This window comes from Mycobacterium zoologicum, assembly GCF_020181635.2.
GTDB lineage: Bacteria > Actinomycetota > Actinomycetes > Mycobacteriales > Mycobacteriaceae > Mycobacterium > Mycobacterium zoologicum.
The window spans coordinates 93,981-112,061 of sequence record NZ_JAYJJS010000009.1 but is presented as its reverse complement, the minus strand read 5'-3'; the positions used below and the strand labels follow the sequence as shown (position 1 = coordinate 112,061).

At 68.7% G+C, this 18,081-nt stretch carries 16 protein-coding genes; 14 read left to right on the top strand and 2 right to left on the bottom strand.

What is annotated here, in order from left to right; genetic code table 11:
* Positions 1-9: 9 nt before the first annotated feature.
* Positions 10-2,727 (top strand): aminotransferase class I/II-fold pyridoxal phosphate-dependent enzyme, encoded by a 2,718-nt coding sequence (locus K6T84_RS10040; protein ID WP_225400186.1) that lies wholly within the window; start codon positions 10-12, stop codon positions 2,725-2,727.
* 90 nt (positions 2,728-2,817) lie between these two features.
* Here K6T84_RS10040 and K6T84_RS10035 read toward each other — a convergent pair whose 3' ends face one another.
* Positions 2,818-3,783, bottom strand: a complete 966-nt coding sequence (locus K6T84_RS10035) for an ERCC4 domain-containing protein (protein WP_225400185.1) — start codon at positions 3,781-3,783, stop codon at positions 2,818-2,820.
* A gap of 112 nt (positions 3,784-3,895) precedes the next feature.
* Between K6T84_RS10035 and K6T84_RS10030 the strand changes: the two genes are divergently transcribed.
* From K6T84_RS10030 to K6T84_RS10020, 3 genes are read left to right on the top strand one after another with little or no spacing between them, the layout of a single operon-like run.
* Positions 3,896-4,471, top strand: coding sequence for a TetR/AcrR family transcriptional regulator (locus tag K6T84_RS10030; protein ID WP_225400184.1), 576 nt, complete (start codon positions 3,896-3,898; stop codon positions 4,469-4,471).
* Between the two features lie 40 nt (positions 4,472-4,511).
* The gene (locus tag K6T84_RS10025) at positions 4,512-5,672 is read left to right on the top strand and encodes an acyl-CoA dehydrogenase family protein (protein ID WP_225400183.1); all 1,161 of its coding nucleotides are present in this window, start codon (positions 4,512-4,514) and stop codon (positions 5,670-5,672) included.
* A gap of 8 nt (positions 5,673-5,680) precedes the next feature.
* Positions 5,681-6,304 (top strand): FMN-dependent NADH-azoreductase, encoded by a 624-nt coding sequence (locus K6T84_RS10020; RefSeq protein WP_224860717.1) that lies wholly within the window; start codon positions 5,681-5,683, stop codon positions 6,302-6,304.
* Position 6,305: 1 nt separating this feature from the next.
* Here K6T84_RS10020 and K6T84_RS10015 read toward each other — a convergent pair whose 3' ends face one another.
* A complete protein-coding gene (locus K6T84_RS10015) occupies positions 6,306-7,508 on the bottom strand; it encodes a serine hydrolase domain-containing protein (protein ID WP_225400182.1) in 1,203 nt (400 codons plus the stop codon).
* A 119-nt stretch (positions 7,509-7,627) separates the two neighbouring features.
* Here K6T84_RS10015 and pyrR point away from each other — a divergent pair, with 119 nt between their 5' ends.
* From pyrR to rpoZ, 10 genes are all read left to right on the top strand, one after another.
* Positions 7,628-8,203, top strand: a complete 576-nt coding sequence (pyrR, locus tag K6T84_RS10010) for a bifunctional pyr operon transcriptional regulator/uracil phosphoribosyltransferase PyrR (RefSeq protein WP_225400181.1) — start codon at positions 7,628-7,630, stop codon at positions 8,201-8,203.
* Complete coding sequence (locus tag K6T84_RS10005) at positions 8,200-9,174, top strand: aspartate carbamoyltransferase catalytic subunit (RefSeq protein WP_225400180.1); 975 nt, start codon at positions 8,200-8,202, stop codon at positions 9,172-9,174. Before pyrR ends, K6T84_RS10005 begins: the two co-directional genes overlap by 4 nt.
* On the top strand, positions 9,171-10,475 hold the full coding sequence (locus tag K6T84_RS10000; protein WP_225400179.1) for a dihydroorotase: 1,305 nt from the start codon (positions 9,171-9,173) through the stop codon (positions 10,473-10,475). Before K6T84_RS10005 ends, K6T84_RS10000 begins: the two co-directional genes overlap by 4 nt.
* Entirely contained in the window at positions 10,472-10,990 is a 519-nt protein-coding gene (locus tag K6T84_RS09995) for a PH-like domain-containing protein (protein ID WP_224860707.1), read from the top strand. Before K6T84_RS10000 ends, K6T84_RS09995 begins: the two co-directional genes overlap by 4 nt.
* On the top strand, positions 10,987-12,114 hold the full coding sequence (carA, locus tag K6T84_RS09990) for a glutamine-hydrolyzing carbamoyl-phosphate synthase small subunit (RefSeq protein WP_225400178.1): 1,128 nt from the start codon (positions 10,987-10,989) through the stop codon (positions 12,112-12,114). Before K6T84_RS09995 ends, carA begins: the two co-directional genes overlap by 4 nt.
* A 94-nt stretch (positions 12,115-12,208) precedes the next feature.
* On the top strand, positions 12,209-15,553 hold the full coding sequence (gene carB, locus K6T84_RS09985) for a carbamoyl-phosphate synthase large subunit (protein WP_225400177.1): 3,345 nt from the start codon (positions 12,209-12,211) through the stop codon (positions 15,551-15,553).
* The gene (pyrF, locus tag K6T84_RS09980; RefSeq protein ID WP_225400176.1) at positions 15,553-16,374 is read left to right on the top strand and encodes an orotidine-5'-phosphate decarboxylase; all 822 of its coding nucleotides are present in this window, start codon (positions 15,553-15,555) and stop codon (positions 16,372-16,374) included. The genes carB and pyrF overlap by 1 nt, the downstream gene beginning before the upstream one ends.
* 399 nt (positions 16,375-16,773) lie before the next feature.
* On the top strand, positions 16,774-17,091 hold the full coding sequence (gene mihF / locus K6T84_RS09975) for an integration host factor, actinobacterial type (protein WP_085263782.1): 318 nt from the start codon (positions 16,774-16,776) through the stop codon (positions 17,089-17,091).
* Between the two features lie 7 nt (positions 17,092-17,098).
* The gene (gmk, locus tag K6T84_RS09970; protein ID WP_225400175.1) at positions 17,099-17,701 is read left to right on the top strand and encodes a guanylate kinase; all 603 of its coding nucleotides are present in this window, start codon (positions 17,099-17,101) and stop codon (positions 17,699-17,701) included.
* A 62-nt stretch (positions 17,702-17,763) separates the two neighbouring features.
* Positions 17,764-18,078, top strand: a complete 315-nt coding sequence (gene rpoZ / locus K6T84_RS09965) for a DNA-directed RNA polymerase subunit omega (RefSeq protein ID WP_224860690.1) — start codon at positions 17,764-17,766, stop codon at positions 18,076-18,078.
* Positions 18,079-18,081 lie beyond the last annotated feature (3 nt).

Below are 18,081 nucleotides of genomic sequence, written 5' to 3'. Positions count from 1 at the left end.
ACTGGCCCTATGACGTCTGGCAGTGACGGGCGAGGGCGCAGGCTCAGGGTGTCGGCGCTGGCGGCGGTGGCCAATCCGTCGTACTCGAGGGTCGACACCTGGAACCTGCTCGACGACGCCTGCCGGCAACTCGCCGCGGCCGACCGGACCGGGCTGGACACCGCCCATCACGCCGCCCAGGTGAAACGCCTGCTGGACAGGATCGGCGCCTACGAGCGGTACTGGCTGTTCCCGGGCGCGGCGAACCTGGCGACATTCCGCGGCTACCTCGAGTCGATGGCCACGGTCTCACTCACCGAGCACGTCTCCCTGGTCGTGCGGTTGCTGTCGGACTACGGCGACCGGGCGGCGCTGTTCGACCTGGGCTCACCGCTGTCGGACCAGGAGCTGGTGGCGGCGGCCCGCCACCAGCAGTTCTACACGGTGCTTTTGGCCGACGACTCGTCGCCGAACGCCCCCGAGTGCCTGGCCGAATGCCTGCGTGAGCTGCGCAATGCCGACGACGAGGTGCAGATCGAGCTGCTGGTGGTGTCCAGCGTGGAGGACGCCGTGACCGCGGTGGCGCTCAACGGCGAGATCCAGGCCGCGATCGTTCGCCATGACCTGCCGCTGCGGTCGCGCGACCGAGTGCCGCTGATGAACACCCTGCTGGGGGCCACCGACGACGCCGGGATCGTCGACTGCGGCCGTGATGCCATCGAGTGTGGCGAGTGGATCCGCTTGCTGCGTCCGCACATCGACCTCTACCTGCTCACCGATGAGTCGATAGCTGCCGACACCCAGGCCGAACCCGACGTCTACGACCGCACCTTCTACCGGCTCAACGACGTCACCGACCTGCACAGCACCGTGCTGGCCGGCATTCGGAAGCGTTATGCGACACCATTTTTCGATGCGTTGCGCGCCTATGCCGCCGAGCCGGTCGGTCAGTTCCACGCGCTTCCGGTGGCGCGCGGAGCCAGCATCTTCAACTCCCGCTCCCTACAGGACATGGGAGAGTTCTACGGCCGAAACATCTTCATGGCTGAAACATCCACCACCTCAGGTGGATTGGACTCGTTACTGGACCCGCACGGCAACATCCGGGCGGCGATGGACAAAGCCGCTCTGACCTGGAATGCCGACCACACCTATTTCGTCACCAACGGCACGTCCACGGCCAACAAGATCGTCGTGCAGGCGTTGACCCGGCCGGGCGACATCGTGCTGATCGACCGCAACTGCCACAAATCCCACCACTACGGCCTGGTGCTGGCCGGTGCGTACCCGATGTACCTGGACGCCTACCCACTGGCGCCGTTCGCGATCTACGGAGCGGTGGCGTTGCACACGATCAAGCGCGCGCTGCTGGACCTGGAGGCCGCCGGTCAGTTGCACAAGGTGCGGATGCTGCTGCTGACCAACTGCACCTTCGACGGGGTGGTCTACAACCCGCAACGGGTGATGGAGGAGATTCTGGCGATCAAGCCGGACATCTGCTTCCTGTGGGACGAGGCGTGGTACGCGTTCGCCACCGCGGTGCCGTGGGCCCGGCAACGCACCGCGATGGTCGCCGCCGAACGGCTTGAGGCCAAGATCAATTCAGCCGAGTACGCCGCGGAATACCGGGCGTGGTGTGACGCGATGGCCGGGGTCGAGCGCTCCCAATGGACCGAGCATCGGCTGCTGCCGGCCCCCGGCACCCGGATACGCGTCTATGCCACCCACTCCACCCACAAGTCGCTGTCCGCGCTGCGGCAGGCGTCGATGATCCACGTGCGCGATCAGGACTTCAACTCCCTGGCCCGCGAGTCGTTCACCGAGGCGTTCCTGACCCACACCTCGACCTCGCCGAATCAGCAGCTGCTGGCATCGCTGGACCTGGCCCGACGGCAGGTCGACATCGAAGGGTTCCAGATGGTCCGGCGGGTCTACGACATGGCGCTGGTGTTTCGCCACCGCGTCCGCAAGGACCGGTTGATCGGCAAGTGGTTCCGCATCCTCGACGAGGACGACCTGGTGCCCGACCGGTTCCGGGCGTCGACGGTGAGCTCCTACCGTCAGGTCCGCCAGGGTGCGCTGGCGGAGTGGAACGAGGCCTGGCGCTCCGACGAATTCGTGCTCGATCCCACCCGGGTCACGCTGTTCGTCGGCAAGACCGGGATGAACGGCTACGACTTCCGCGAGAAGATCCTCATGGGCCAGTTCGGAATTCAGATCAACAAGACTTCGATAAATTCCGTGCTGCTGATCTTCACCATCGGGGTCACCTGGTCCAGCGTGCACTACCTGCTCGACGCGCTGCGCCGGGTCGCCACCGACCTGGATCGCGCCTGGAACGCCGCCAGCACCGACGACCGGGCGCTGCAGCAGCGTCGCGTCGCCGAGATCACCGGGGATCTGCCGCCGCTGCCGGATTTCAGCGAGTTCGCCGACGTGTTCCGGCCCGACGAAGCGAGCCCGTTCGGCGACATGCGGTCGGCGTTCTACGGCGGCTACGAGGAGTCCGATCGCGAGCACGTGTTGATCACCGACGCCGCCCTGCGCGTCGCCGACGGCGCCAAGCTGGTGTCCACCACCTTCGTGGTGCCGTATCCGCCGGGGTTCCCGGTCCTGGTCCCCGGGCAGGTGATCTCCAAGGAGATCCTGTTCTTCCTGACCGAACTCGACGTCAAGGAGATCCACGGCTACAACCCCGACCTGGGGTTGTCGGTGTTCACCCAGGAGGCGCTGGCCCGGTTCGGCTGACGTCTTTCTCCCGCGAGCGCGCGTGTTTGTCCGCCGACACGCCGTCTGCGGTGACATTCTGGGCGCGCTCGTGGCCCGGCTTGAGCGGCATCACCCGTGCCGATCCCGCCACGCTTCGATGATCTCGGGCCGCAGCCGACCCCGGTCCGACACTGGAAGACCGGCAGAGCGCGCCCACGCGCGGACCTCGGCGCTGCTGGGCCCGGGTTGAGCCGGGGCGGCGACGATCGTAGGTTCAGGACCCAACGTGGTTGCGGCGTAGCTGTTGTCGGCCGCCCAGGTGTGTGCGGCGGCCAGATACCGGTAGGTGTACTCCTGGGCCAGTTTGCGGGTCTGGCAGAACACGATCGGCACGTTCGGGAAGGCCACCTGCAGCTCGGCCAGGCTATCGGCGATCGCAGCGGGCCGGGCATGGGTGAGGGTGAAGATCTCCGAGAACCGGTCTTCGACGACGACGACGGCGCGGGGCAGCGCGGCGAGCTCGGTCAGCTGGTACTTGAGCGTCCCGGTGAGCAGACAGCTGGCCAGATCGGCCAGAGATTTGCGTTCGACTGCCGCCAGTAGTCGGCCCTCGATGGTCAGCCCGTAGTCCCCGCAGGGCAGGGCGCGGCGGCTGGTGGTCACCGGTTTGCCGGCGAAATCGTAGCCGTAGCGTTCGTGGGAGTCGACGATGATCGCCAGCTCGGCGATGCCCGCGGCCCGAGCGGTGGGGGTGCGCACCCCGGGCCGGGACTGCTTGGCGGTGCGCGGGCTCTGCCAGAACACGACGTCGCGGCCGCGGGCGGTGGTGAAGACCAGCTGGGAGCGATTCTCCCGCGACCGGGCAGCCACGACATCGATCGCGGCGCCGCGCCGCCGGCAGGAGCGCAGTTCGACCGATTCGACGATCGCCGGCTCGTCGGGCCAATAGTCCGCGGACAGCGGATGACAGTACAGCGCCTTGGTGCGCGGCCAGACGTCGGAGGTGGCGAACACCTGCCCGCCATCCAGCGGCAACCGCAGCAGATAACGCAGCCGGGAATCCGCATTGGGATTGGTGGCGATCAACAGCTCCACGACACCCGAGGCTAGTGTGGGCGTCGCGCCTAGGCAGACCCGGCTGCACGCTCGCGGCCCAGCCCGCGGAAACCGGACGCACCCGCATCCGGGGTCAGTACGCTGACTCGCCATGGCTGCCTCCGACTCCGCCGGCTATGGAACCAATGCCCGCCTGTCGGTGCAGGACTGGGTGCAGGCCGGCTTCGAACTGCTGGCCTCAGAGGGCATCAAGGCCCTGACCATTGACCGGCTCTGCCGGGGGCTCGGGGTCACCAAGGGCAGCTTCTACTGGCATTTCACCGACCTGAAGGCCTATCGGCAGGCCCTGGTCGACACCTGGGCGGCCGTGCGGGACGCAGACCGCGGTGACTTCGACGCGATGGATGCGCTGCCGCCGCGTGAGCGACTGGTCGCGATGATGAATTCGTTGGTGGGCCCGCGGCATTGGATGCTGGAGCGCGCGATGCGGGAGTGGGCGCGGTCGGAGCCCAGCGTCGCCGAAGCGGTGCGTGCCTCGGATCGCCGGGTACACAAGGCGGTTCGGCAGGTGTTTCTCGACTACGGCTTTGACGCCGAGGAGGCCGAGATGCGTGCGGGCGCCACTTTCGCCGCCGGGATCGGGTTTCTGCACCTGTCCGGTTCACGCCCGGGCCGGCTTGCCGCGGAACGCCGCGAGAAGTTCGTGGATGTGATGCTGCGGCACTGATCCATACCGTCCATACTAAAAGGTATGGTAGCGTCCGGGCATGACAGTCAGCACGGACTACGGTGTGACCGATGCCTTCATCGCGGCCCTGGCGCAACGCGCCGCCGAGGCTGAAGAGCTGCGCCGGCTTCCGGCCGAAACCCTCGAGGACTACCGAGTCTCCGGGCTGGCCGGTCTGCTGTTGCCGGCCCGCTACGGCGGCGAGCAGGCCGACTTCGGCCAGATCCTCGACCCGATCCGGCGAATGGCGCACGGCTGCGCCTCCAGTGCCTGGACGCTGGGCTTCTACACCCTGCACAACTGGATGCTGGCGCTGTTCGGCGAGCAGGCCCAGGACGAGGTGTTCGCCAATGGGCCGGTGCGCTGCCCGGCACCGCTGGCCCCGACCGGCCGCGGGGTGCCCGACGGTGAAGGCATCCGGTTGTCCGGACGGTGGTCGTGGGCCACCGGGGTGATGGATGCCGACTGGATCCTGGTCGGCGCGATCTGCGGGCCTGACGACGCGCCCTACCCGGCGCTGGCGCTGCTGCCGGCCGGTGACATCACCGTCGAGGACGTCTGGCACACCGCCGGCATGCGCGCCACCGGCTCCAACGACGTCGTCGTCACCGACGCCTGGGTGCCTGCCCACCGCCTGGTCAAAGTCGTCGACATCTACTCCGGCACCGCGCCGGGCGCGGCACTGCACGACGCCTCGGCCTACCGGTGGCCGATGGTCCCGGCCCTGGCACTGGTCGCGGCGATGCCCGCGCTCGGCTCGGCCGAGCGGGTCGCCGACCTCTTCGCGCAGCGCCTGTCCGAGCGGGTGCTGGCCTATTCCGGTGCGGCGCAGAAGAATCAGCCCGCTGCGCAGATTCGCCTCGGGGATGCCCGGGTCCGGTTGCGGGCCCTGCGCGGGTTGCTCGACGACACGGTGGGTGGGCTGCAGGGCGCGGTCGACGCCGGTGACCGGATCGGACGGGCCATGCGGGCCGACGCCCGCGCGGGCGCCGCCCACATCGTGCACGAGTCACGGGCGGTGATCGCCGATCTGCTCGAATCATCGGGCGCCAGCGTGCATTTCCTGACCAATCCGATGCAGCGCGCCAAACGCGACGTCGACATCATCTGCGGACATGTGGTGTTCGACTACGACGTGGCACGCGAGCTGGCGGGTGCGCTGGAGGTCGGCGTGAAGATCTCCCCGATCGCGATGATCTGATGGCCTCAATGAGAACGCTGTGGGTGGAAGCCAGCCCGAAACAGGAACATTCGCTGTCGTCGACCCTGGCCCAGGCCTTCTTGGATGCCGCGCCTGCCGCCGCGGTCGGTGAGGTGCAGCGGTTCTCGGTGTGGACCGACGAGATGCTGGTGTTCGGGCGAGATGCCGCACTCGCCAAGTTCGCGCCGCTTTACGGCGAGCGGCGAAGCCCGGAGCAGAAGCAGATCTGGGCGCAGGTGCTGGCCGAGATCGACCGGGTCCGCTCGTTCGACCGGCTGGTGGTGTCGTCACCGATGTGGAATTGGCATGTGCCGCATGCGCTGAAGGCCTGGATCGACGTGATCGTGCAACCGATGGCCAGCTTCACACTCAACGAGCGCGGCGAACATGTGGGGACGCTGGGGGAGGGCAAGCCGGTGCAACTCATCTTGACCCGTTCCAGCGCCTACGACGGCAATCGCGCCGACCTGCAGGACTTCCAGCGGCCCTATCTGGAGTATGTGTTCACCATGCTCGGCTACAGCGTCCAGACCCTGGTGTTCGAGCCGACCACGCGGTGGACTCCCGAGGAGCGGGCACACATGCGCGAAGCGGCTCTGGACAAGGCTCGCCGTGCGGGGGCGAGCCTCTAGCTCACAGGCCCAGCGCCGCGTAGGTGCGGCGCACGAACTTCGGTTGCGCGATCCGCAGTTTGGCCACCGCGGTGTTTCCGGCGATCGCCGCGGCCGCCTCGGTGGACAGCGTCGGGGAGTTCTGCACCAGATAGATCAGGATCAGATCCGCCGACGGATCGGCCTGCCACCAGGTGCCGTAGGCGCCCGGCCAGCTGAACGCACCCGCACCTCCGGGGCCGTACAGCGGCCGGGATTTCGCCGGGTCGGTCACCACCGACAGGTTCAGCCCGAACCCGCGGCCCACCCAGAACGGTGCCCCCAGAAACGGATGCCGGCGTTGGTCGTCGGTGAGCCGGTCGGTGCGCATGGCCCGTGCCGAAGACTCCGACAATATCCGTGTTCCGTCGAACATGCCGTCCGCCAACAACATTCGCGCAAATGACAGATAGTCGTCAGCGGTGGACATCAGCCCGCCGCCGGCGTTGGGGAAGGCCGGCATGGTGATCGGCATCGGGCCCATCGCGTCGTCGCGCAGCGTGTCGCCGTCGACGCGATACATGGTTGCGCTGCGCCGGCGGCTCTCCGGGGAGATGCAGAAGCCGGTGTCGGCCATGCCCAGCGGACCCAGGATCCGCTCGTCGAGCACCTGCGGCAGCGGCTTGCCCGCGATGCGCGACAACAGCACGCCCAGCACGTCGATGCCGTGGCCGTAGGTGACCCGCTCGCCGGGCTGATCCACCAAGGGCAGCGCGGCCAGAGCGGTCAACCAGGCGTCGGGACCCTGCCCGAACGGCAGCCGCTGATACTCCCGGGCGATCGGGCCGGGCACCGAGAACCCGTAGCCGATACCGCAGCGGTGCGTCATCAGGTCCTCGACCGTCAGCGGCCGCCGGGCCGGTACGGTCTGCGTCAAGGGGCCGGCCGGATCGGACAGCACCTGCGGCGCGGACAACTCCGGTAGCCAGTGCGCGATCGGATCGGTCAGGCGCAGTCGGCCTTCATCGACAAGGATCATCGCGGCAGCCACCGTGACGGGTTTGGTCATCGAGGCGATCCGGAACACCGTGTCGCGGGTCATCGGCAGTCCGGCTCCGACATCGCGGTGGCCGATCTCGTTGACCTGCAGCACCTGCCCGCGCTGCCACACCAGGGTGACCGCTCCGGACAGCAGACCGGCGTCGCAGGCCTCGCGGAGGGACGCCTGGTTCGGGTCGAGATTCACCTGCCCAGGCTATCGACGCCATGGGCGCGGCGGCCCGAGCGGGTGCTAGGCTACCCGGCAGTTCGACATCCTTTAACGATCCGTCCCGAGAGGCGGAGAAGGAGGTCCAGCGGTTTCCCATGGGCGCTGCCGGTAATTCCAGCACCGACCGAGAGTTGATGTCCTCGGCGGATGTGGGTCGCACGGTTTCTCGTATCGCGCATCAGATCATCGAGAAGACCGCTCTGGACGGTCCCGATGACCCCGGCGGCGTACCCCGGGTGGTGCTTTTGGGCATTCCGACCCGCGGGGTCACCCTGGCGCAGCGACTGGCCGTCAAGATCAGCGAATTCTGCGGCGTGGACGTCGCGCACGGCGCGCTCGACATCACCCTGTACCGCGACGATCTGATGCGCCAACCGCCACGGCCCCTGGAGACCACCTCCATTCCGGCCGGCGGCATCGACGACGCGTGCGTGATCCTGGTCGACGACGTCCTGTTCGCCGGCCGGTCGGTGCGCGCCGCACTCGACGCGCTGCGCGACGTGGGCCGGCCCCGGATCGTGCAACTGGCGGTGCTGGTCGACCGGGGCCACCGTGAACTGCCCGTTCGCGCCGACTACGTCGGCAAGAACGTGCCGACCGCACGCGGCGAGAGCGTGCACGTCTTATTGGCCGAACATGATGGACGTGACGCGGTGGTGATCACCCGATGAGTACCCGACACCTGCTGGCGGCGGGAGACCTGAGCCGGGATGCGGCCACCGCGATCCTCGACGACGCCGACCGGTTCGCCCAGGCGCTGGTGGGCCGGGAGGTCAAGAAGCTGCCCACCCTGCGCGGACGCACGGTGATCACCATGTTCTACGAGAACTCCACCCGCACCCGGGTCTCGTTCGAGGTGGCCGGCAAGTGGATGAGCGCCGACGTGATCAACGTGAGCGCGTCCGGGTCCTCGGTGAGCAAAGGGGAGTCGCTGCGCGACACCGCCCTGACCCTGCGGGCCGCCGGCGCCGACGCGCTCATCATCCGGCACCCGTCCTCGGGGGCAGCCCACCTGCTCGCCGAGTGGACCTGCGGTGCCGACGGCGGCCCTGCGGTGATCAACGCCGGCGACGGCACCCACGAGCACCCCACCCAGGCGCTGCTGGACGCATTGACCCTGCGTCAGCGCCTCGGCGGTATCGAGGGCCGGCGGGTGGTGATCGTCGGCGACATCGTGCATTCCCGGGTGGCCCGTTCCAATGTGAGCCTGCTGGCCACCCTGGGTGCCGAGGTGGTACTGGTGGCCCCGCCGACCCTGCTGCCCACCGGCGTGGCCGACTGGCCGGTGACGGTCTCGCATGACTTCGACGCCGAGCTGCCGGCCGCCGACGCGGTGCTGATGCTGCGAGTGCAGGCCGAGCGGATGACCGGCGGGTTCTTCCCGTCGACCCGCGAGTACTCGGTGCGCTACGGACTCTCCGAGAAGCGGCGCGCCATGCTGGCCGAGCATGCGGCGGTGCTGCACCCCGGCCCGATGCTGCGCGGTATGGAGATCGCCTCTTCGGTGGCTGATTCGCCGCAATCGGCTGTGCTGCAACAGGTTTCCAATGGAGTGCATGTGCGGATGGCGGTGCTGTTCCATCTGCTGGTGGGTAGCGAAGCCGCGGGGTCGGCGGCGTCGTCGGAAGAGGTGGAGCTGTGAGCGTGCTCATCCGCGGCGTGCGGTGCTACGGCGAAGGCGATCAGCTCGACGTGCTGGTCGGCACCCCCGGTTTCGAGGGGCAGATCGCGCAGATCGGCGCGAGCCTGACCGCGCCGGACGGCTGCGAGGTGATCGACGCGGCCGGCCAGGTGCTGCTGCCCGGCTTCGTGGACCTGCACACCCACCTGCGCGAACCGGGCCGGGAATACGCCGAGGACATCGAAACCGGCTCGGCGGCAGCGGCTCTGGGCGGCTACACCGCGGTGTTCGCGATGGCCAACACCGACCCGGTCGCCGACTCGCCGGTGGTCACCGACCACGTCTGGGCGCGCGGCCGCCAGGTTGGGCTGGTCGACGTGCACCCGGTCGGCGCGGTCACCGTCGGGCTGGGAGGCACCCAGCTGACCGAGATGGGCATGATGGCCGCCGGTGCGGCGGGCGTGCGGATGTTCTCCGATGACGGTGTGTGCGTCGCCGATCCGCTGGTGATGCGCCGGGCACTGGAGTACGCGACCGGCTTGGGGGTGCTGATCGCCCAGCACGCCGAGGAGCCCCGGCTTACCGTCGGATCGGTGGCCCATGAGGGTCCCACCGCGGCCCGGCTCGGGCTGGCCGGCTGGCCGCGTGTCGCCGAGGAGTCGATCGTGGCGCGCGACGTGCTGCTGGCCCGCGATGCGCGCGCCCGCCTGCACATCTGCCACGCCTCCACCGCCGGGACCGTGGAGCTCATCAAATGGGCCAAGGGACAAGGGATTGCGGTGACCGCGGAGGTCACTCCGCACCACCTGATGCTCGACGACAGCCGGCTGGCCGACTACGACGGCCGCAACCGGGTCAACCCGCCGCTGCGGGAGGCGTCCGATGCCGCCGCGCTGCGCCAGGCGCTGGCCGACGGCGTCATCGACTGCGTGGCCACCGACCACGCCCCGCACGCCGACCAGGAGAAGACCTGCGAGTTCGCTCATGCCCGCCCCGGGATGCTCGGCCTGCAGACCGCGCTGTCGGTGGTGGTGGCAACCATGGTCGAACCGGGACTGCTCGGCTGGCGAGACGTGGCGCGGGTGATGAGCGAGCGGCCGGCGGCGATCGTCGGCCTGCCCGACCAGGGCCGCCCGCTGGAGGTGGGAGAGCCGGCCAACCTGACGGTGGTCGACGCGCAGGCGAGCTGGGTGGTGACCGGCACCGAGTTGGCCAGCCGGTCGGCGAACACCCCCTATGAGGAGATGACGTTGCCGGCCACCGTCACCGCGACGCTGCTGCGCGGCCGGGTGACCGCCCGCGACGGGAGGTCACCGGCGTGAACACGCCCACGATGGTGGGGTCGCTGATCTTCGCCGCGGTGCTGGTGGTCATCATCGGCCTGCTGATCCGGTTGATGATGCGCGGCTGGCGGCACCGCGGGCAGTTGCAGGACGCACTGATCGGCGCCCTGCCCTCGGTGCCCGACACCGTCGGTGCGCCCAGTGTCGGGGCCACCCGAGGCGTCTACCTGGGCTGCACCCTGGCCCCGAAGTGGAACGACCGGGTGGTGGTCTCGGACCTGGGCTATCGCACCAAGGCGGTACTCACTCGGTACCCCGAGGGAATCATGGTGCAGCGCAGCGGAGCTCAGCCGATCTGGATACCGGAAGACTCGATCACCGCGGTGCGCACCGAAAGCGGCATCGCCGGACGGGTCATTCCCACGCTGCCCACCCGGCCTCACGACGGCGTGCTTGCGATCCGCTGGCGACTGCCGTCGGGCACCGAGATGGACACCGGCTTCCGCGCCGACGACCGTGCCGAATACACCCGCTGGCTAAAGGATGAACGATGAGCAACACAGCAGCCGCCCTGGTTCTCGAGGACGGCAGGGTCTTCACCGGAACCCGGTTCGGGGCCGTGGGCCAGAGCCTGGGTGAGGCGGTGTTCTCCACCGGCATGTCCGGCTACCAGGAGACGCTGACCGACCCCAGCTACCACCGGCAGATCGTGGTGGCCACCGCCCCGCAGATCGGCAACACCGGCTGGAATCACGAAGACGGCGAGAGCCGCGACGACAAGATCTGGGTGGCCGGCTACGTCGTGCGTGACCCGTCGCCGCGCGCGTCGAACTGGCGGGCCACCGGAACCCTCGATGACGAATTGGTGCGCCAGGGCATCGTCGGGGTGGCCGGTGTGGACACCCGCACCGTGGTGCGCCACCTGCGCAATCACGGCTCGATGAAGGCCGGGGTGTTCTCCGGCGATGCGCTGGCTCCGGAAGAGGAGTTGGTGCGCCGGGTTCGTGAGCAGCCGGCGATGCTCGGCGCCGATCTCGCCGGTCAGGTCAGCACCGACGCCGAGTATGTGGTGGAACCCGAAGGGGCGCACCGGTTCACCGTCGCCGCGCTGGACCTGGGTATCAAGACCAACACGCCGCGCAACTTCGCCCGTCGTGGAATTCGCAGCCACGTGCTGCCGTCGTCGGTCAGCTTCGATGAGATCGCCGCACTGGGGCCCGACGGGGTGTTCCTGTCCAACGGACCCGGGGACCCGGCCACCGCAGAGGCCATGGTCGCGCTGACCCGCGAGGTGCTGGGGGCCGGAATCCCGCTGTTCGGAATCTGTTTCGGCAACCAGATTCTGGGCCGGGCGCTGGGGCTGAAGACCTACAAGATGACGTTCGGGCACCGGGGCATCAACATCCCGGTGATCGACCACGCCACCGGCCGGGTGGCTGTCACCGCGCAGAACCACGGCTTCGCCCTGGAAGGTGAGGCAGGCCAGCGTTTCGACACCGAGTTCGGTCCGGGACTGGTCAGTCACACCTGCGCCAACGACGGCGTCGTCGAGGGAGTGAAACTGGCTGACGGCCGGGCGTTCTCGGTGCAGTACCACCCGGAGGCCGCGGCCGGACCGCACGACGCCGAGTACCTGTTCGACCAGTTCGTAGACCTGATGGCAGGGGAGAAGCAGTGAACCCACCTCCGCCGAGCGTGCACAAGCGTTCGCTGCGACCTGGGATTTGCCGTACATTTGCGCGCGCTCGCGCCCAGATCGGAGAGGGAAAATAGTGCCGCGCCGTACCGACCTGCGCCACGTCCTGGTGATCGGCTCCGGACCGATCGTGATCGGCCAGGCCTGCGAATTCGACTACTCCGGCACTCAGGCGTGCCGGGTGCTCAAAGCCGAAGGCCTGCAGGTGAGTCTGGTCAACTCCAACCCGGCCACGATCATGACCGACCCGGAATACGCCGACAACACCTACGTCGAGCCGATCACCTGGGAGTTCGTCGAGAAGGTGCTGGCCCAACAGGCCGAGCGCGGCAACAAGGTCGACGCGCTGCTGGCCACCCTGGGTGGGCAGACCGCGCTCAACACCGCTGTCGCACTTCATGAGAACGGAGTGCTGGAACGCTACGGCGTCGAGCTGATCGGCGCCGACTTCGAGGCCATCCAGCGCGGCGAGGACCGCCAGCAGTTCAAGGACATCGTCGCCAAGGTCGGCGGCGAGTCGGCCCGCTCCCGGGTCTGCTACACCATGGCCGAGGTCACCGAGACCGTGGCCGAACTCGGGTTACCGGTAGTCGTGCGGCCCTCTTTCACGATGGGTGGCCTGGGCTCCGGTCTGGCCTCCAGCCTCGAGGAGGTCGCCCGGATGGCCGGCGACGGCCTGGCGGCCTCACCGACGGCCAACGTGCTGATCGAGGAATCCATCTACGGCTGGAAGGAATTCGAGCTCGAGCTGATGCGCGACGGCCATGACAACGTCGTCGTGGTCTGCTCGATCGAGAACGTCGACCCGATGGGCGTGCACACCGGCGACTCGGTGACCGTCGCACCGGCGATGACGCTGACCGACCGGGAATACCAGACGATGCGCAGCCTGGGCATCGCGATCCTGCGCGAGGTCGGGGTGGACACCGGCGGCTGCAACATCCAGTTCGCGGTCGACCCGAAAGACGGTCGGCTCATCGTCATCGAGATGAACCCGCGGGTGTCGCGGTCGAGCGCGCTGGCGTCGAAGGCCACCGGTTTTCCGATCGCCAAGATCGCCGCCAAACTCGCGATCGGCTACACCCTCGACGAGATCATCAACGACATCACCGGCGAGACCCCGGCCTGCTTCGAACCGGCGCTGGACTACGTGGTGGTCAAGGCGCCGCGTTTCGCGTTCGAGAAGTTCCCCGGCGCCGACCCACGCCTGACCACCACCATGAAATCGGTGGGCGAGGCGATGTCGTTGGGCCGCAACTTCATCGAGTCGCTCGGCAAGGTGATGCGGTCGCTGGAGACCGACCGGGCCGGATTCTGGACCAAACCCGACCCCGAGGAGGATTCAGCCGACGCGGCGCTGGAGCGGCTGCGAGTTCCCACCGAAGGCCGGCTCTACGACATCGAGTTGGCACTGCGGCAGGGTGCTTCGGTGGAGCAGGTCGCCGAGGCCTCCGGGGTGGACCCGTGGTTCGTCGAGCAGATCAACGGCCTGGTGGCGCTGCGCGCCGAGGTCGTCGACACCCCGGTGCTCGACGCCGACCTGTTGCGCCGCTGCAAATACAGCGGCCTATCGGATCATCAGATCGCGGCACTGCGGCCGGAACTCGCCGGCGAGGACGGGGTACGGCTGCTGCGAAACCGGCTGGGCATCCACCCGGTCTTCAAGACCGTCGACACCTGCGCGGCCGAGTTCGAATCCCAAACCCCTTACCACTACAGCACTTTCGAGCTGGACCCGGCCGCTGAGACCGAGGTGGCCCCGCAATCGGCCAAACCCAAGGTGCTCATCCTGGGCTCCGGGCCGAACCGGATCGGGCAGGGAATCGAGTTCGACTACAGCTGCGTGCACGCCGCTATCACCTTGACCCAGGACGGGTTTGAAACCGTGATGGTCAACTGCAACCCCGAGACGGTCTCCACCGACTACGACACCGCCGACCGGCTCTACTTCGAACCGCTGACATTCGAAGACGTGCTGGAGGTGTACTACGCCGAACAGCAGTCCGGTAAGGGTGGACCCGGTGTCGTCGGCGTCATCGTGCAACTCGGTGGACAGACCCCGCTGCGGCTGGCCCAGCGGCTGGCCGACGCCGGGGTCCCCATCGTCGGAACCAGCCCGGAGGCCATCGACCTGGCCGAGGACCGCGGCGCCTTCGGCGACGTGCTGACCTCGGCCGGCCTGCCCGCGCCGCGATACGGCACCGCGACCACGTTCGATCAGGCCAAGCGGATCGCGGCCGAGATCGGCTACCCGGTGCTGGTGCGTCCGTCCTACGTGCTGGGCGGACGCGGCATGGAGATCGTCTACGACGAGGAGACCCTGCGCGGCTACATCACCCGGGCCACCGAACTGTCGCCGGAACACCCCGTGCTGGTCGACCGGTTCCTCGAGGACGCCATCGAGATCGACGTCGACGCCCTGTGCGACGGCACCGAGGTCTACGTCGGCGGGATCATGGAACACATCGAGGAAGCAGGTATCCATTCCGGCGACTCGGCGTGCGCACTGCCGCCGGTGACGTTGGGGCGCAGCGATATCGAGAAGGTGCGGCGCGCCACCGAGTCGATCGCCCACGGCGTCGGTGTGGTGGGTCTGCTCAACGTGCAGTTCGCCCTCAAGGACGACGTGCTCTACGTGCTGGAGGCCAATCCGCGGGCCAGCCGGACGGTGCCGTTCGTGTCCAAGGCGACCGCGGTGCCGCTGGCCAAGGCGTGCGCGCGAGTCATGCTGGGCGCCACCATCGCCGAGTTGCGGGCCGAGGGCCTGCTGGCGGCCGACGGCGACGGCGCCACCGTCGGCCCGCACGCGCCGATCGCGGTGAAAGAAGCGGTCCTTCCGTTTCATCGGTTCCGCCGCGCGGACGGATCCGGGATCGACTCGCTGTTGGGCCCGGAGATGAAGTCCACCGGCGAGGTGATGGGCATCGACCGGGATTTCGGCACCGCGTTTGCCAAGAGCCAGACCGCGGCCTACGGCTCGCTGCCGGCCAACGGCACGGTGTTCGTGTCGGTGGCCAATCACGACAAGCGTTCGCTGGTGTTCCCGGTCAAACGCCTGGCCGATCTGGGGTTCCGGGTCCTTGCCACCGAGGGGACCGCGGAGATGCTGCACCGCAACGGTATTCCCTGCGATGTGGTGCGCAAACATTTCGAGGAGCCCAGTCCCGAGCGGCCGGCCCTGTCCGCGGTGGAGGCGATCCGGGCCGGCGAGGTCGACCTGGTGATCAACACCCCCTACGGCAACTCCGGTCCGCGGGTGGACGGCTACGAGATCCGCTCGGCCGCGGTGAGCATGAACATCCCGTGCGTCACCACCGTGCAGGGTGCCGCCGCAGCGGTGCAGGGCATCGAGGCCGGTATCCGGGGCGACATCGGGGTGCGCTCACTGCAGGAGTTGCACAGCACGCTCGGCGGGAAGTGATGACGGCCGGGTTCGGGACGCGCCTGGCAGAGGCGACTGCGGCCCGCGGGCCGCTGTGCCTGGGCATCGACCCGCACCCCGAGCTGCTCGCCGCGTGGGGCCTGCCCGCGACGTCAGACGGCCTGGCCGTGTTCAGCGAGACGTGCGTGAGCGCGTTCGCCGAGTTCGCCGTCGTCAAGCCGCAGGTGGCGTTCTTCGAGGCGTACGGATCAGCCGGGTTCGCAGTGCTGGAGCGCACCGTCGCCGCGCTGCGCGAGGCCGGCGTGCTGGTGCTTGCCGACGCCAAACGCGGCGACATCGGTACGACGATGGCGGCCTACGCCGCGGCCTGGGCCGGTGATTCGCCGCTGGCGGCCGACGCGGTGACCGCCTCGCCGTATCTGGGCTTCGGGTCGCTGCAGCCGCTGCTGGACACCGCGGAGGCCAACCGGCGGGGCGTCTTCGTGCTGGCCGCCACCTCGAACCCGGAGGGTGCCGCTGTGCAGCGTGCCACCGCGGCCGACGGCCGCACCGTCGCGCAGACGATCGTCGACGCCGCCGCCGCGCTGAATCGGGGCACCGGATCCGGATCGGTCGGCGTCGTGGTGGGCGCAACGCTGTCCGACGTGCCCGACCTGAGCGCTCTGGGCGGCCCGGTACTGGTGCCGGGCGTCGGAGCCCAGGGTGGACGTCCCGAGGCGCTGGCCGGCCTGGGCGGGGCCGCTGCGGGCACGCTGCTGCCGGCGGTCTCCCGCGAGGTGCTGCGGGCCGGCCCCGACGTCGCGGCGCTACGGGCGGCGGGGGAGCGGCTGCGCGACGCCGTGGCGTATCTGGCCGGGTAAGCGGGGAATCCCCGCGGAACCGGTTTCGACACGCCCGACACGCCGTGGAGTGCGAATTCAATGTCGTCGTTGTCCGTGGCAGCTCGAAGCGCCGTTGCGGGGACACTTCGCGCCGCCCGGGCCGGGCGGTTGATCTGATCAAACGCCCAGGTCATGCTGGGTTTTCTTGGCCGTGCATGCTGCCGCTGCGGCTCGCCGGATCCGGCTCGCCGCAACCCGGCCGGGTGGGGCCGGACCCGCCCGGCACCGGCCCCGCACGCTGGGCATTTGTAGCCGGAATCGGGGGGTGGGGTTAGATTTCGTCAGACGGCGTGGGTACGGTCGTCGTCTCTGGCAGGAGTACCCGGCCGAGACAAGGAAAACATCGGTGTCCGCCGATGACGATGAGACGGAGGAATCGTGGCCCTTCCCCAGTTGACCGACGAGCAGCGCGCTGCCGCTTTGGAGAAGGCGGCCGCCGCGCGTCGAATCCGAGCGGAGCTCAAGGACCGCCTGAAGCGCGGTGGCACCAACCTGAAGCAGGTGCTGAAGGATGCCGAGACCGATGAGGTCCTGGGCAAGATGAAGGTCTCCGCACTGCTGGAGGCGCTGCCCAAGGTCGGCAAGGTCAAGGCGCAGGAGATCATGACCGAACTCGAAATCGCCCCCACCCGCCGTCTGCGCGGCCTGGGCGACCGGCAGCGCAAGGCGCTGCTGGAGAAGTTCGACTTCTCCTGATCCGACAGTGAATGCCGGTGGAGGACCGGACAGCCGGTACGCGGGACGCGTCGTGGTGCTGTCCGGTCCCTCCGCGGTCGGAAAATCCAGCGTTGTCCGCTGCCTGCGCGAGCGGGTGCCGAACCTGTACTTCAGCGTCTCGGCGACCACTCGTGCACCGCGGCCCGGTGAGGTCGACGGTGTCGACTACCGGTTCGTGACGCCCGAGGAGTTCGACCGGCTTATCGACACCGATGCGCTGCTGGAGTGGGCCGACATCCACGGTGGCCTGCAGCGATCGGGCACCCCGGCCGCCCCGGTGGACGACGCGACCCGCTCCGGGCGCCCGGTCCTGATCGAGGTCGACCTGGCTGGCGCACGGTCCATCAAGAAGGCTCTTCCCGAAGCCGTCACGGTGTTTCTGGCGCCCCCGGATTGGGAGACGCTGCAGGCCAGGCTGGCCGGCCGCGGCACCGAATCCGAGGACGTCATGGCACGCCGGCTGGCCACCGCACGCGCCGAATTGGCGGCCCAAGGCGACTTCGACCGGGTGGTGGTGAACGCTCGATTGGAAACCGCCTGCTCAGAATTGGTATCCTTGCTGGTGGACAGCACACCGGGTCCGGCCTGACCGACCCGAACCCCCAGTCATCGCACAGCTCAAGACAGCACAAGCGCAGGAGAATGTCTCACGTGAGTACCGCACAGGCCGAGTCGACCACCGACGCCGACGAGTTCGACCCGTCGACCATCGGCGGGTACGACACGCCGCTCGGCATCACCAACCCGCCCATCGATGAGCTGCTGCAGCGTGCGTCGAGCAAGTACGCCCTGGTGATCTACGCGGCCAAGCGCGCGCGCCAGATCAACGACTACTACAACCAGCTCGGGGAGGGCATCCTCGAGTACGTCGGGCCGCTGGTCGAGCCCGGCCTGCAGGAGAAGCCGCTGTCGATCGCGATGCGCGAGATCCACGGCGACCTGCTCGAATACACCGAAGGCGAGTAGCAG